Raw genomic sequence first — 14,256 nt, 5'->3', positions numbered from 1 at the left:
TCAATGGCGGATTGTGCCGTACAAAACGCGGCCCAGCGTCCGCCCCGCCGGGCGTTCCGTCAACCCCCTTGAGAGGAATTCGCATGTGAAAGCTTTGAGTTGCCCTGTGGTGGCGGCATTGACGCCCTCATCATTTGGCCGTACAAAGTAACCACGCAGTGCAGGATGTACGAAGGGAAGCCATGCCGGCCATCGCGGAATCGCTCGCCGAGTGGGCGTACGGATACGAACCCGACGCCGAGGACCTGGCGCTCGCCCGCCGCTCCCTCCTGGACACGGTCGCGGTCACGCTCGCCGCGCGCGACCACCCGGTGAGCGCGCTGGCCGCCGAGCTGCCGGACGCGGCACGCTGGGCCGCGGTCGGGCACGTCCTCGACTTCGACGACCTGCACATCGAGTCCACGACACACATCAGCGTGGTGATCGTCCCCGCGGTCCTCGCGGCGGGCGGCGACGCGCGCGCCTACCTCGCCGGGGCCGGCGTGATGGCCCGGCTCGGCACACTGCTCGGCTGGTCGCACTACGCGGCCGGCTGGCACGCCACGTGCACGGCGGGCGCCCCCGCGGCGGCCGTCGCGGCGGGCGTCGCCTGGGGCCTCACTCCCACGCAGCTCGCGACGGCCATGGCGCTCGCGGTGCCCGGCGCGAGCGGGGTCCAGGCCGCGTTCGGCACCCACAGCAAGTCGCTCCAGGTCGGCTTCGCGGCGGAGGCGGGGGTGCGGGCGGCGCGCCTGGCCCGGGCCGGCGCCACGGCCGACCCGCGGGCGGTCGACGCGTGGCTGAAGCTGGTGGGCGCGCAAGGATCGGGCGGCACCGAGGGAGGGGCGCCCCGGACCGGCGGCCCCGCCGTCCCCGGTGGCCTCGCCATCAAGATGTTCCCCTGCTGCTACGCGATGCAGCGCCCGATCGCGGCGCTGCGCGCCCTGCGCGCCGAGTGCGGCCCCGACGACGTCACGGCCGTCCGCGTCACCACCCCGGGGGCCACCATCCACCCCCTCATCCACGACCGTCCGGAGACAGGTCTCGAAGGCAAGTTCAGCCTCCCGTACGCGGTGGCGACGGCCCTGCTCGACGGATTCCCCGGCTTCGGCGCCTTCACGGACGAGGCCGTGGGCCGACCTGAGGCGCGGCGCCTGATGGCCACGGTCGAGACGGAGCGCACGGAGGGCGGTGCCGGGCTCCTCGACGGCGAGGTCGACCTCGCGGTGACGCTCACCGACGGCCGGGTCCTGCGGTCCGCCCTCGCCCATCCCCCGGGCTCGCCCCAACGTCCGCCGACGGACGTGGAGCTGGTGGAGAAGTTCGTCGCGTGCGGCAGCGACGTACCCGCTCTGCTCAAGGACACGACCTGGGAGTCGGCCCGCACCCTGCTCCTGACCGAACTTCCCGGGAAGGCCCCCGCATGACCGACCCGCTCCCCCTCGAAGGCATCACGGTCGTCAGCCTGGAACAGGCCGTCGCCGCGCCCTTCGCCACCCGCCAGCTCGCCGACCTCGGCGCCCGCGTCATCAAGGTCGAGCGTCCCGGCGGAGGCGACTTCGCCCGCCGCTACGACACCACGGTGCACGGCCAGGCCAGCTATTTCGTGTGGCTCAACCGCTCCAAGGAGTCCCTCACCCTGGACCTCAAGTCGCAGGAGGGCCGGGACATCCTGGAGGAACTCCTCGCGGACGCGGACGTGTTCGTCCAGAACCTCGCGCCGGGCGCCGCCGACCGCATGGACCTCGGCCCCGCCGCGCTCCAGGCCCGCCACCCCCGCCTGATCCCCTGCACCATCAGCGGATACGGCACCAGCGGCTCCTGGTCGCAGCGCAAGGCGTACGACCTGCTCGTGCAGTGCCAGACGGGACTGCTCTCCATCACGGGCTCGCCCGACGAGCCCGCCCGCGTGGGCATTTCCGTCGCCGACATCGCGGCGGGCATGTACGCGTACAGCGGCGTCCTCTCCGCCCTCTACACGCGGGCCACCACCGGACGCGCGCCCGCCGTCGAGGTCTCCCTCTTCGAGGCGCTCGCCGAGTGGATGAGCCAGCCCGCCTACTACACGCGCTACGGCGGTACGCAGCCGCCGCGCATCGGCGCCCAGCACGCCACGATCGCGCCCTACGGCCCGTTCACCGCCTCCGACGGGAAGGAGGTGCTGCTCTCCATCCAGAACGAGCGCGAGTGGCAGGCACTGTGCTCCACCGTCCTCGGCCGTCCCGAACTCACCGACGACCCCCGCATGGCCACCGGAGCCGACCGCGTCGCCCACCGCGACGAGGTCAACGCGGCCGTCTCCGCGCGCTTCGCCGAGCTCGGCAGCGAGGACGCCATGGCACTGCTCGACAAGGCCGGCATCGCCAACGCTGGTGTGAACTCCATCGCCGAGTTCCTCGCCCACCCGGCCCTCGCCGAGCGCGACCGGTGGCGCGACATCGCGGTGCCGGGCGCCCAAGGACCCGTACAAGCGTTGCTTCCCCCGGCGGACCTCTCCGGCGTCACCCCCCGGATGGACCCCGTCCCCGCCGCGGGAGAGCACACCGAACAGATCCTCAGCGCGCTGGGCCGCAGCGCCGCCGACATCGAGCGGCTGCGCGCGCAGGGCGTCATCGACACCACGCACGACCACGAGCAAGGAGCGTCCGCGAAGTGAGCACCCTCGACACCCTCTCCTCCGACGAACTGATGATCGTCGAGACCGTGCGGAACTTCGTGGACCGCGAAGTCAAGCCGGTCGTAAGGGAGTTGGAGCACGCCAACACCTATCCTGAGGCACTCATCGAGCAGATGAAGGACCTCGGCATCTTCGGTCTCGCGATCCCCGAGGAGTACGGCGGCACGCCCGTCTCCACGCCCTGCTACGTACTGATCACGGAGGAGCTGGCGCGCGGCTGGATGAGCCTCGCGGGCGCCATGGGCGGCCACACCGTCGTCTCCAAGCTGCTGCTGCACTTCGGCACCGACGAGCAGAAGAACCGCTACCTGCCGAAGATGGCGACCGGCGAGATCCGCTCGACGATGGCCCTGACCGAGCCGGGCGGCGGCTCCGACCTCCAGGCGATGCGCACGGTCGCGCGGCGCGACGGGGACTCGTACGTCGTCAACGGCGGCAAGACCTGGATCACCAACTCCCGCCGCTCGCAGCTGATCGCGCTGCTGTGCAAGACGGACCCGGCGGCCGAGCCGAAGCACCGCGGCATCTCCATCCTGCTCGCCGAGCACGGCCCGGGGCTCACCGTCTCGCGCGACCTGCCGAAGCTCGGCTACAAGGGCGTCGAGAGCTGCGAGCTGACCTTCGACGACTACCGCGTCCCGGCCGGCGCGCTGCTCGGCGGCATCGAGGGCAAGGGCTTCGGGCAGATGATGAAGGGCCTGGAGACGGGCCGCCTCCAGGTCGCCTCGCGCGCGCTGGGCGTCGGCAGGGCCGCGTTCGAGGACGCGCTGCGCTACGCGCAGGAGCGCGAGACGTTCGGCGAGCCCATCTACAAGCACCAGTCGATCGGCAACTACTTGGCCGACATGGCGACTTCGCTCACCGCGGCGCGCCAGCTCACCCTGTACGCCGCCCGCGAGGCGGACGCGGGCCGCCGCGTCGACATGGAGGCGGGCATGGCCAAGCTCTTCGCGTCGGAGACGGCCATGGAGATCGCCCTGAACGCGGTCCGTATCCACGGCGGCTACGGCTACTCGACCGAGTTCGACGTCGAGCGCTACTTCCGCGACGCGCCCCTGATGATCGTCGGCGAGGGCACCAACGAGATCCAGCGCAACGTCATCGTGCGCCAGCTCGTCTCCCGCGGCGGTCTGGACGTCTGACCTGCGCACCGTCTTGTACGGCCATTAGACTCACGGCACAGGCAGGGCGGTGAACGGCAGACATGACGCGTACGACACGCACACAGCGGACGAGGGGGACACAGATGGCGGCCCCCGGGCGTGACAGCGCCTATGTGCGCCTCGCGCGCGAGCTGCGCGAGGCGATCCTGCGGCACGACTACCCCGAGGGGGTGCGGCTGCCCACGGAGGCGGAGCTCGCCGCCTCCCACGGGCTCAGCCGGCAGACCGTGCGGCGCGCCTTCCAGGACCTGGTCACGGAGGGTCTGGTGCACCGGGTCCCGGGGCGCGGCACGTTCGCGGCGCCCCGCGAGGAGCAGTATCTGCGGCAGTTCGGCTCGGTCGAGGACCTCATGGCTCTGTCCCTCGACACGACGATGCGCCTCGTGTCGCCGCTGCGCCGCCGGGTCGACGTGGACGCTGCGGGCAGGCTGCGGGTCGGCTCCGACCGTGTGGACCACCTGTCGTTCCTGCGGCTGCACGAGGACACCCCGTTCTGCCTGACGACGGTGCATCTGCCGCCGGACGTGGGCGCGCTCGTCGCGGACCGCCCGGAGCTGACGGAGGCGGGCGCGGACAGCCGCGTCACCGTCATCGGCCTCCTCGACGGCCGGTTGCCCGAGCCGATCGCGGAGGCCGAGCAGTCCGTCACGGTCGCCCTCGCCTCGGCCGAGGTGGCGGCGCACCTGGACTGCCCGCCGCAGCATCCGCTGCTCCGCATCGACCGCCTGTACCTGTCGGCGTCGGGCCGCCCGGTCGAGCTGGCCGTGAGCCACTTCCTGCCGGAGCACTACTCGTACCGGGTGCGGCTGCGCCGCCATCCGCGCTGAGGCGCGCACGCCGGCCGACCGCCACTCATGGGCTGCCTCAGAGCGACGACGCCACCGTCAGCCCCTCCAGTACGGCTTCCTCCACGGTCCTCGGTGACACGCAGTCCCCCGCCATCAGGACCTCGCCCACCCGTCCGTCCGCCAGACCGGCGAGCTCACCCACGGGGTCGTGCCCCTGGGCGAGGACGACGGCCGCGACCCCTTCGATGATCACCGGCTCCTCGGTGAGGGTGTGCTGGAAGTACGCCGTGTCGGCATCGGCACCGTAGGGGCGCACCGTCGGCACGGTCTCGACCCCGGCCCGCGCGGCCTCGGCGAGCATCGACGCGCGCACGTACTGCTGAAGATGCTCACCCGCGCCGAAGCCGGTCGTGCACAGCGTCACTTTCCGTCCTTGGCGCGCGAGCTGGACGGCCACGCCGATGCCGATCCAGTCGCCGCGCCAGTCCGCGACGACGATCCGGCCCTTGGGGACGTCGGCGGTGCCGCGGACGACGTCCCAGGCGTCCAGGACGACGGGGTCGTCGAGGAGTTCGAGGGCGGGCCGACGCGGGACCGCTCCGGTCGCGACGATGAGCGTGTCCGCCTGTTCACGGTCGAGGAGTTCGGCGTCGACGCGTGACCCGGTGACGATCCGCGCCCCGGCCCGCCGCGCCTCGCCCTCCAGGTTCGTGATCGCGCCCCCGAACTCGGCGCGGCCAGGCAGGAGTTGGGCGAGCAGCACCTGTCCGCCGACGCGCCGACCCGCCTCGTGCAGGGTGACGTCGTGCCCACGGGACGCGGCCACGGCGGCGGCCTTGAGCCCGGCCGGTCCGCCACCGGCGACGAGGACCCGTCGGCGCCTGGTCGGCAGGGGCAGCCGCGTGAACCGGCGCTCCCTGCCGGTCTCGGGGTGCTGGATGCAGGAGATCGGATAGCCGCGCTGGAAGTGACCGATGCAGGCCTGGTTGCAGCCGATACAAGCGCGGATCTCCTCCGTACGGCCGTCGCTCGCCTTGCCCGGCATGTCGGGGTCGCAGATCAGGGCGCGGGTCATGGCGCAGGCGTCGGCCTGGCACTCCCTGATGATCTGCTCGGCTTCCTGGGGCTGGTTGACGCGCCCGGCGACCATGACCGGCACGCCGACGGCCGCCCGCACGCGCGCCGCGATGGGGGCGGTGTATCCAGCGGGCTGTGTCATCGGGGGCGCGATGTGCACGGCGCCGGAGATCGTCGCCGACGACCCGGCGCAGACGCTCACATAGTCGACGAGGCCCTCGCGGTCCAGCCGCTCGGACGCCTCGACGGCGAGCTCGGCGGTGAGGCCGTCATGGCTCAACTCGTCGCCGGAGATACGCAGTCCGGCCACGAAGTCGGGCCCGGTGTGTGCGCGTACCGACGCGAGCGCCTCGCGCAGGAACCGCAGCCTGCCGTCCGCGTCACCCCCGTAGCCGTCCGTGCGCACGTTGACCTGCGGGTTGAGGAACTGGGCCGGGAGGTAGCCGTGGCTGGCGACCACCTCCACACCGTCGAGCCCGGCGGCGCGCAACCGGCGGGCGGCCTCTCCGTACCCGTCGACGACCTCGCGTATCTCGGTCTCGGTCATGGCGTGCGGCATCACATGGAAGCGCTCGCTGGGCGTCGCCGACGCCGACCAGGCGACGGGCGCGGAGCCGTCGCGCGACTCCAGGATCTCGCGTCCCGGGTGGAAGAGCTGCCCGAAGACCTTCGCGCCGTGCCGGTGCGCAGCCTCGGCGAGCCGCCGGTACCCCTCGACACACGAGTCGTCCGTGGCCATGAGCACATGCGTCGTGTACCGCGCGGTCTCGTGAACTCCCGCCACCTGTACGACGATGAGCCCGACGCCGCCCTCGGCGCGCGCCTCGTGATAGGCCACCAGGTCGTCCGTGACCTGCCCGCCCTCGACGAGGACTGTGTCGTGCCCCGAGGACAGCACACGGTTCTTCAGAGTCACGCCGCCGATGGCGAGCGGGCTGAACAGGTGCGGGAATGCGGTCGACGTCATGGCGCGGTGCCTCCTGTGAACTGCGGCTCGGATCAGTTGGGTCGAGGGAGCGAAGAACAGCTCAGTCGCGTACGCCGAGGACCGAGCGGGCGGTGGCGAGGATGACTGCGGCGTAGCCCTCCGCCCCCATGCCGCTGCCCGACGCCACGGCCATGTCGCAGCCGTCGACGGCGGCGAGCACGGAGCGCACCGCGACGTCGATGGACACGACGGGCACGAACGTCCCTGCCGCGACGCCCGATTCGGCGATACCGAGGACGAGCTCGCGCCAGTCCTCGTGGGCGCGGCGCACCCCGTCGCGCAGCTCGGGCCTGCGGGCGGCGCTCGCGCAGAACTCGGTCCAGGTCGCGCACCGCCGCTGGAGGTCGGGGTCGTCGGCCAGTTCGCGTACGAGGAGTTCGAAGCGGCGCCACGGGTCGGGCTCGGCGGAAGCACCCTTGCGCCAGCGGGCGATGAGCTCGCCGATCGACCACTCGAAGGCCTCGCGGAACAGCAGGTCGCGTGTGTCGAAGTAGTGCTGGAGCAGCCCGATGGACACTCCGGCGCCGCGCGCCACGTCCCTCATGCGTGCCGCGTCGAAGCCTCGTTCGGCCATGACCAGTGCGGCCGACCGCAGAATCCGCTCGCGCTGCACCTCGCCCGCGTCGCCACCGCTCTCCTTCTCCCCCATGCCCGCCCCTCGTCTCTGTGCCGGTCGCTCCGGAGCCGGTCGCCCGGGTACCGGCCCCTCTGGAATTGGCCACTGCCGGACCCCTATCCCGGCCCACAATAACGAATTATTGTGACCGCCGACACAGCACAGCGGCATCACTTTTCGCCGTACCGGACCTTCTCCCGTCAGTCCCCGACCGAGACAGGTGGCCCCCTTGAGCCAACAGCTGCACAAGTCCCTGACCTGGCGCGACGGCCTCGCCATCGCCATGGTGATCCCCAACGGCCTGCTTTTGACGGTGGGTTACACCGTGGGCGCGATCGGAGGCTGGACGGCGATCACCATCTGGTGCGTCGGGGCGCTCGTCGCGTTCGCGCAGAACATGCTGTTCGCCGAGACCGCCGCGATGTTCCCCGGTATGTCGGGCGGGATCAGCAGATACGCCACCGAGGGCTGGAAGCGCTACTTCGCCCCGCTCGGCGCCGTGGCGTCGTACGGCTACTGGATCGGCTGGTCGTTCAGCATCGCGGTCAACGGCGCGGCGATCGGCCACCTCATCACCGCCCAGTGGTTCCCGCACGCCCCGTCGATTCCGTTCCCCGGCCACCGCATCGGCCTTCCGGAAGCGCTCGCCGTCCTGGCGATCGCCGGCGGCTGGGCCTGCAACTACTTCGGCGCGCGGCTGGCCGCGAGCGTCTCCAAGGCCGTCGCGGCCCTGGTGATGTGCGGCCTCGCGGTGGTCGTCATCGCCCCGTTCCTGCGCCCGGGGAGCTGGGACGCGTCACGTCTGACCTGGTACCACGGCGGTAGCTGGATGACGCTGATCGTGTGGTTCTACGTCACGGCCTGGACGACGTACGGCACGGAGATCTGCGCGTCGTTCGCGCCCGAGTACCGCGACACGGCGCGCGACACGGCGAAGGCCCTGCGGCTGACGTCCCTCATCTCGCTCGGCGTCTTCTTCGTCGTCCCGCTCGCGACGGTCGGCAGCGTCGGCGAGGCGACGCTGCGCTCGGACCCGGTCGGCGCGTTCGCCACCGCCTTCACCCAGGCGCTCGGCGGCTTCTCCGATGTCGGCGTCCTCATCCTGATCGTCTCGATGTTCTTCGGCATGGTGTCGTGCACGGCGGACGGGGGGCGGGCGCTGTACGGCCTGGCGCGCGAGGGCATGACCGTACGGCAGCTCGACAAGGTGAACCGCTGGGGTGTGCCGGGCCGCGCCCTCACGCTGGACGCGCTCGTCAACGCGGCGATCGTGGTTCTGCTCGGCGAGCCCCTGAGCATCCTCATCGCCAGCAACTTCGGCTATCTGGTGGCCATGACGCTCGCGGTCGCCGGCTTCCTGCTCCTGCGCAAGGACCGCCCCGACTGGCCCCGTCCGATCCGCCGCGCCCGCGCCTGGATCCCGGTGGCCTGGGCCATCCTGGCCTTCAACATCGTGATCGTCTCGGTCGGCGTCACGCATCCGTCCCTCGCGGGCTACGGCGGCGCCACGGAGTCCTTCCTCGCGGTCGGCATCCTGCTGATCTCGGTGGTGCTGTACGCGTACCGCAGGGTGGTCCAGGACGGGCAGCGCATCGCCTGGCGCATCGAACCGCCCCTGATGCCGGACGATGAAGCGGCCCCTCAGCCCCCGAACTCGGCGACCGCCCGCCCCACGATCCGCTCAAGCCGGTCGTGATGGGCACCCCGCCAGTACACGCGCCCGCACGTACGGCACTGGGCGAACACGTCGTACGTTCCGCGCGTCCCGCCCTCGAGCAGGTCGACGACGTCTTCCTTACGGGCTTCCTTCAGCAGCCCGTTGCAGGCGGTGCACCGGCTCCAGGGGCGCAGCTCGGGCGTGAACCGGCCCAGTACGTCGCGTAGTTGCTCGTCGGGCCGGTCGCTGTAGACATACGCGCCGGCCCACAGCTCACGCCGCCGCAACAGCCCCCGGTCCCGGCTGAGCATGACGCGCCGCTCGGCGGCGGAGCGGGCCGCCAGCGCGGGGTCGCCGATGTCCGTGGACTCGTAAGCGGAGTCGACCCCGAGCAGCCTCAACCGCCGCGCCAGCGTGCCGAGATGGACGTCGAGCAGGAACCGCAGCGGCGCCCCCTCGACACTCTGCGGCCGGACGACGGCCCGCACCTCGACCCGCTCCCCGGCCACGGGAATGTGCCCGACGGCCACCTCGCGCCCGTCCACGACCAGCGCCCCGACCTCCGTGAGCGGCACGCCGAGCGACTCGATCACGTGCCCCAGCGTGGACACGCCGTCGGTGACGAGCGGGACGGCCGCGCCTCCGCGCCGCGCATGCGGAACGAACAGCTCCAGCTCGGGCACGACGCTGACGACGATCTCCGGTCCGTTCATCGGCTCAGGATGCCATGGGCGCCGGGGCGGGGACCTGGGGTTTTCCCTCCCACGTGGCGGGATCCGCCGCACACCGAACCTGAGCCGACCGCGTCAGCAGCCGCGCGCCCTCGGCTCGAACTTCACGCGCGCGTGCTCGTCCTTGCCGTGGACCTCGCTGTACGTGGCGGGGCTGACCCGGAACCAGAGGTCGTCCTTGGCGGCCTTCCCGTTCACGTCGTCGAGCCGCACGCACCACCGCTCGGTCCGCACGACGCGGGTGTACGTCTCGCTGCCCTTGCGGACCTTGTGGCACTGCTTGTAGTGCTCGGTGGTGTACCAGGTGCGGATCTTCTTGCGCTTACCGCTGCCGCTGCGCGAGGTGTGCTTGACCTTCCGGGTCGCCGGATCGCACTCCTTGACCATGTGCGCGCGGGTGCCCTTGGCGGTCTTGCGCGGAAGATGCCGGACGGCGTCGTAAAGACCGCGCACCTGGTCGGAGTGCGGCTTCGAGTACCCACCGCCCTTGCCACCACCGTGGCCCGACACGTTGTCCGCACCACCGCCACCACAGGCACCGAGTGCTGCCATCAGCACCACCATGAACCCGGCCAGCGCCGGACGCCGCATCACAGACATGTCCCTCATCACTCACCACGCGCGCGCACGTTCCCGTGCGCCTTCACGTTATTGGCATGTACCGACTAACCCGCCGGTCAGCGTAACGGATCAGGTCGTCGGCACGACCTCAGGCGTGAGCAGCAGGCCCCACGCCAGGCACCGTTGACACCACACTCGCCCGCCGACCAAAGTCGCCCCGGTGGAGATCAACGACCTGACACCGGCCGAGCGACGCGTCTGGGACGCATTCCTCCGGGGCGAAGCCATCGACTTCACCGAGGACCACGGTGAGGTTCCCGAGGACCACGAACGTCCGGCTGCGCCTGTCAGCCGCCGAAGCCCCGCGGAAAACCGATCGCGATGTACGACCAGCGCGCCGCACCCACCACCAGGAAGCCCAGAGGCGGCGTCAGCCACCAGCGCCCGAGGCTCCGCCGCCGCACAGCGAGCAGGGTGGCCAAGAGGGTGAGGGTGCCGAACGCGATCAGCAACACCGACGCAAACTCGATCCCCGTCAGCGTCTGCTCATCCCAGTCGCCCTGCGGCCGAGTCACCAAGGCTCCGTACGCGACATAGGCGTTGAGCATGTTCGCGAGGACGACAAGGACTCCCCAGGGCCCTCGCAGCAGGCCGGTCACGCCGGGAGGCCTCCTGGTCAATCGACGTGCTGCCGGAGCAGCCGTGTCGATGCGGACACTGCGTGCCCGATTGATCACGCCGCCCAGATACGCAAAAGACCCCAGATGAACTGGGGTCTCAGCTGGTGTCCGAGGGGGGACTTGAACCCCCACGCCCGATAAAGGGCACTAGCACCTCAAGCTAGCGCGTCTGCCATTCCGCCACCCGGACTAGGTGTCTGTCGCCCGGCCGGGGTGTTCCCCGCGGCGACATGGATAACAATACCAAAGCCTCGGAGTGCCTTTCACCTGCATATCCGTCGCCTCGGCGGCACCTGCGGGGGGTCGGGAGCGGGGCCGCCTACAGTCTCACCATGAGTAGTCAGCACGTCACCGGGGCATCTCCGCGGGTGCGGCGGCCGCGGGCTCTGTCGCCGCTGCGGGAGCACCTCCGGGACACCTTCTGGTTCGCGCCGACCGGAGCCATGGTCGGGATCTTCGTCGTGTGGTTCCTGGCCGATGAGCTGGACACCGCCATCGTCGACACGCTCCGTGATGCCGGCGCGTACGACAGCATCTCCCAGCTCCAGAGCATCGCCGACGACGCGCAGACCGTCGTGAGCACCATCAGCGCCGCCATGATGACCTTCATCGGTGTCGTCTTCAGCATCTCGCTCGTGGCGCTCCAGATGGCGAGCGGGCAGCTCAGCCCCCGGGTGGTGCGGATCTTCATCCGGAGCCGGATCACGAAGGCGACGTTCGCCGTCTTCCTCGCGACGTTCGTGCTGTCGCTGCTCGTGCTGACCTCGTACGACAGCGAGCCCGACCCGAAGCTCGTCAGGTCCGTGCCCGTCGTGCAGTCCGTGCTCACCCTCCTCATGGTCGGGCTCAGCCTGCTGCTGTTCGTGATGTACGTGAACTCGACGCTGCGGATGATGCGCGTGGGCTACGTGATCGACCGGGTGACGACGGAAGCTTTCAAGGTCGTGGCCCGGATGCCGGTGGACGTCAGGGGTGCCGGTGATGTGGACGAGCTGGGGCCCGAGACCGCGCGGATCGTTCATCGCGGGCGGGCCGGTGTGCTGCGCGACGTCAATATCGCCCGGCTCATCCGCGCCGCCCGGCACCGGCCCGGGGTCACCCTGCGGCTCCTCCCCCGCACCGGCGACTTCGTGGTGCCCGGCACGCCCGTCCTCGCCGTGCACGGCGGGGCACCGCCCTCCCTGCGAGCCCTGCGCTACACCGTCCACGTCGGCGTCGAGCGCACCTTCCACCAGGATCTCGGGTTCGGGCTGCGGCAGCTCTCCGACATCGCGCTGCGCGCCCTCTCCCCCGCCGTGAACGATCCGACGACGGCCGTGCAGGCCCTCGACCGCATCGTGCAGTTCCTCGCCGCGGTCGCGAACCGTCCGCTCGACTCGTTGCGGTACACGGACCGGGGCGGCGTGGTGCGGCTCGTGCAGCCGGTTCCGGGGTGGGAGGCGCTCGTCGATCTGGGGTTCACCGAGATCCGGGGGTGTGCGGCCGGCAGTCCCCAGGTGTCGCGGCGCATGCTGGCCGGGCTCGACGATCTGCTGCTGCTCGCGCCCGAGGAGCGGCGCGAGCCCCTGCTGCGGCACCGGGAGCTGCTGACGCTGGCCGTGGAGCGGGCCGTGCCGGAGGCCGCCGACCGCGACTTCGCGCTCCGGCCGGACCGGCAGGGCATCGGGTGAGTGAGCGGCACACCGCCCGCCCTGACGGTGGTGTGCCGCTCGTTGACGCCGTGAGGGTTACGGCATCAGGTGGTAGTCCGGGAAGTTGCCCGGGAGGCGCTCGCCCTCGGGCCCCTGGGTGACCGCCCGCACCAGCAGTTCGCCGCCCACGAACGCGCCGCGCCAGGACGCGCCGAAGCCGCCGAACAGTTCGTCCCTGTCGCCGCGCGAGCGCGGCTTGCCCCGGCCCGTTTTGAAGGCGCGGATCTGGGGGGCGAGGCGGTCGTACGTCGCGTCGTCGTCCGTGGAGAGGGTGGCGACCAGCGCGCCGTTGGAGGCGTTCATCGCGGCGAGCAGTTCCGCCTCGGTGTCGACCAGGACGATCGTGTCGACGGGGCCGAACGGTTCGGCGTGGTGGAGAGGGGAGGAGGGGGGTGGGCTCAGGAGCGTGACCGGGTGGACGTACGCGCTCGTGTCCTGGCCGGGGAGGAAGCGGGCGGGGTCCGGGGCGCCGCGGTGCAGGGGGACGGCGCCTCGGTCGATGGCCTCGGCGACCTGGTCGTTGAGTTCCTTTGCCTTCGCTGCGTTGACCAGCGGGCCGAAGTCCAGCTGGGGGTAGGGGTCTTGGGGGTTCGTCACCGCGAGGGGGTGGCCGACGCGCAGGGTGCGTACGGCCGGCAGGTACGCGGCCAGGAAGTCGTCGAACAGGCTGCGCTGGACGACGAAGCGCGGGTACGCGGTGCAGCGCTGTTTGCCGTAGTCGAAGAGCTTGGGGATCACCGCGGAGAGCTTGTCCCAGTCGGAGTAGTTCCAGATGCCCCAGGTGTTGAGGCCCTCCTGTTCGAGGATGTGGCGCTTGCCGAGGTCGGCGACGGCCGTGGCGACGGCGGCTCCGGTGTCGCGGCCGCCGACGAACGAGACGCAGCCGATCTCGGGCGCCCGCACCAGCGCTTCGGAGAGTTCGCCTCCGCTGCCGCTGACGAGGGTGACGGGAATGCCCTCGCGGGCGGCGAGTGCGCAGGCCAGGGTGAGGCAGGCCACGCCGCCGTCGGTGGGGGTCTTGGCGATGACCGCGTTGCCGGCGAGTGCCTGGATCAGGACCGCGTGCACGAGGACGCTCATCGGGTAGTTCCAGCTGGCGATGTTCGAGACGGGGCCGTCGAGCGGGGCGCGGCCCTGGACCATGGGCTCGATACCGTCGACGTACCAGCGCACCCCGTCGATGGCGCGGTCGACGTCGGCCTGGGCGAGGCGCCAGGGCTTGCCGATCTCCCAGACGAGGAGGAGTGCGAGGAGTTCGCGGTGCTGGGTGAGGGCGTCGAGGGTGGCGCCGACGCGGGCGCGGCGCTCGTCGAGCGGGATGTGCCGCCAGGCGCGGTGCTGGTCCAGGGAGGCGCGCACCGCCCGGTGGGCGGTGGCGGCGTCGAGGCGGGGCGGCCCGGCGATGGGACTGCCGTCGACGGGCGTACTGGCGGGCAGCGCGCGGCCGTCGGCCTGCCAGGTGCCGTTCCACAGGTTGAGTACACGGTCGTCGCGGAACGCCTCCGGGGCGACGGCGAGGCAGCGCTGCCAGGCGTCGTGCCAGGAGGTGCCGGCCTTGAGGGTGGTCGCCGCCGGGGCCTCGAGGTCGGGGGCGTCGGGGCCAGGGGTGCGGGACTTGGGGTTGCTTGCCATTTCGGGTTCTCCGCTC

At 71.4% G+C, this 14,256-nt stretch carries 12 protein-coding genes and 1 tRNA gene; 6 read left to right on the top strand and 7 right to left on the bottom strand.

Features of this window, described 5'->3' with window-relative positions; translation table 11 throughout:
* The first annotated feature begins 182 nt into the window (after window positions 1-182).
* From CG723_RS03265 to CG723_RS03250, 4 genes are all read left to right on the top strand, one after another.
* Window positions 183-1,406 (top strand): MmgE/PrpD family protein, encoded by a 1,224-nt coding sequence (locus tag CG723_RS03265; protein ID WP_100591616.1) that lies wholly within the window; start codon window positions 183-185, stop codon window positions 1,404-1,406.
* A complete protein-coding gene (locus CG723_RS03260) occupies window positions 1,403-2,635 on the top strand; it encodes a CaiB/BaiF CoA transferase family protein (RefSeq protein ID WP_100591615.1) in 1,233 nt (410 codons plus the stop codon). Before CG723_RS03265 ends, CG723_RS03260 begins: the two co-directional genes overlap by 4 nt.
* The gene (locus tag CG723_RS03255) at window positions 2,632-3,798 is read left to right on the top strand and encodes an acyl-CoA dehydrogenase family protein (protein ID WP_100591614.1); all 1,167 of its coding nucleotides are present in this window, start codon (window positions 2,632-2,634) and stop codon (window positions 3,796-3,798) included. Before CG723_RS03260 ends, CG723_RS03255 begins: the two co-directional genes overlap by 4 nt.
* A 104-nt stretch (window positions 3,799-3,902) precedes the next feature.
* Window positions 3,903-4,646 carry a GntR family transcriptional regulator gene (locus CG723_RS03250; RefSeq protein ID WP_100591613.1) on the top strand — a complete coding sequence of 248 codons (744 nt, stop codon included), beginning with the start codon at window positions 3,903-3,905 and terminating at the stop codon, window positions 4,644-4,646.
* A gap of 37 nt (window positions 4,647-4,683) precedes the next feature.
* On the opposite strand, the gene CG723_RS03245 is transcribed toward CG723_RS03250, so the two are convergent.
* Window positions 4,684-6,651, bottom strand: coding sequence for an oxidoreductase (locus tag CG723_RS03245; protein WP_100591612.1), 1,968 nt, complete (start codon window positions 6,649-6,651; stop codon window positions 4,684-4,686).
* Window positions 6,652-6,712: 61 nt separating this feature from the next.
* Window positions 6,713-7,321, bottom strand: coding sequence for a TetR/AcrR family transcriptional regulator (locus tag CG723_RS03240; protein WP_159032376.1), 609 nt, complete (start codon window positions 7,319-7,321; stop codon window positions 6,713-6,715).
* A gap of 196 nt (window positions 7,322-7,517) precedes the next feature.
* Here CG723_RS03240 and CG723_RS03235 point away from each other — a divergent pair, with 196 nt between their 5' ends.
* Window positions 7,518-8,984 carry an APC family permease gene (locus CG723_RS03235; RefSeq protein WP_199841641.1) on the top strand — a complete coding sequence of 489 codons (1,467 nt, stop codon included), beginning with the start codon at window positions 7,518-7,520 and terminating at the stop codon, window positions 8,982-8,984.
* Here CG723_RS03235 and CG723_RS03230 read toward each other — a convergent pair.
* From CG723_RS03230 to CG723_RS03215, 4 genes are all read right to left on the bottom strand, one after another.
* Window positions 8,930-9,658 (bottom strand): Mut7-C RNAse domain-containing protein, encoded by a 729-nt coding sequence (locus tag CG723_RS03230; protein WP_100591610.1) that lies wholly within the window; start codon window positions 9,656-9,658, stop codon window positions 8,930-8,932. The genes CG723_RS03235 and CG723_RS03230 overlap by 55 nt on opposite strands.
* Window positions 9,659-9,751: 93 nt before the next feature.
* Window positions 9,752-10,276 carry a hypothetical protein gene (locus CG723_RS03225; RefSeq protein WP_234374101.1) on the bottom strand — a complete coding sequence of 175 codons (525 nt, stop codon included), beginning with the start codon at window positions 10,274-10,276 and terminating at the stop codon, window positions 9,752-9,754.
* Between the two features lie 308 nt (window positions 10,277-10,584).
* The gene (locus tag CG723_RS46780) at window positions 10,585-10,896 is read right to left on the bottom strand and encodes a hypothetical protein (RefSeq protein WP_199841640.1); all 312 of its coding nucleotides are present in this window, start codon (window positions 10,894-10,896) and stop codon (window positions 10,585-10,587) included.
* Window positions 10,897-11,019: 123 nt separating this feature from the next.
* A tRNA-Leu gene (locus CG723_RS03215) sits at window positions 11,020-11,107 on the bottom strand.
* A gap of 142 nt (window positions 11,108-11,249) precedes the next feature.
* Here CG723_RS03215 and CG723_RS03210 point away from each other — a divergent pair.
* Window positions 11,250-12,587 carry a DUF2254 domain-containing protein gene (locus CG723_RS03210; protein ID WP_100591607.1) on the top strand — a complete coding sequence of 446 codons (1,338 nt, stop codon included), beginning with the start codon at window positions 11,250-11,252 and terminating at the stop codon, window positions 12,585-12,587.
* 57 nt (window positions 12,588-12,644) lie between these two features.
* Here CG723_RS03210 and CG723_RS03205 read toward each other — a convergent pair whose 3' ends face one another.
* Entirely contained in the window at window positions 12,645-14,240 is a 1,596-nt protein-coding gene (locus tag CG723_RS03205) for an aldehyde dehydrogenase family protein (protein WP_100591606.1), read from the bottom strand.
* Window positions 14,241-14,256 lie beyond the last annotated feature (16 nt).

It is taken from the genome of Streptomyces sp. CB01635 (assembly GCF_002803065.1).
GTDB lineage: Bacteria > Actinomycetota > Actinomycetes > Streptomycetales > Streptomycetaceae > Streptomyces.
Note: the sequence above shows the minus strand (reverse complement) of the source record. Positions and strands in the feature narration are given on the sequence as shown.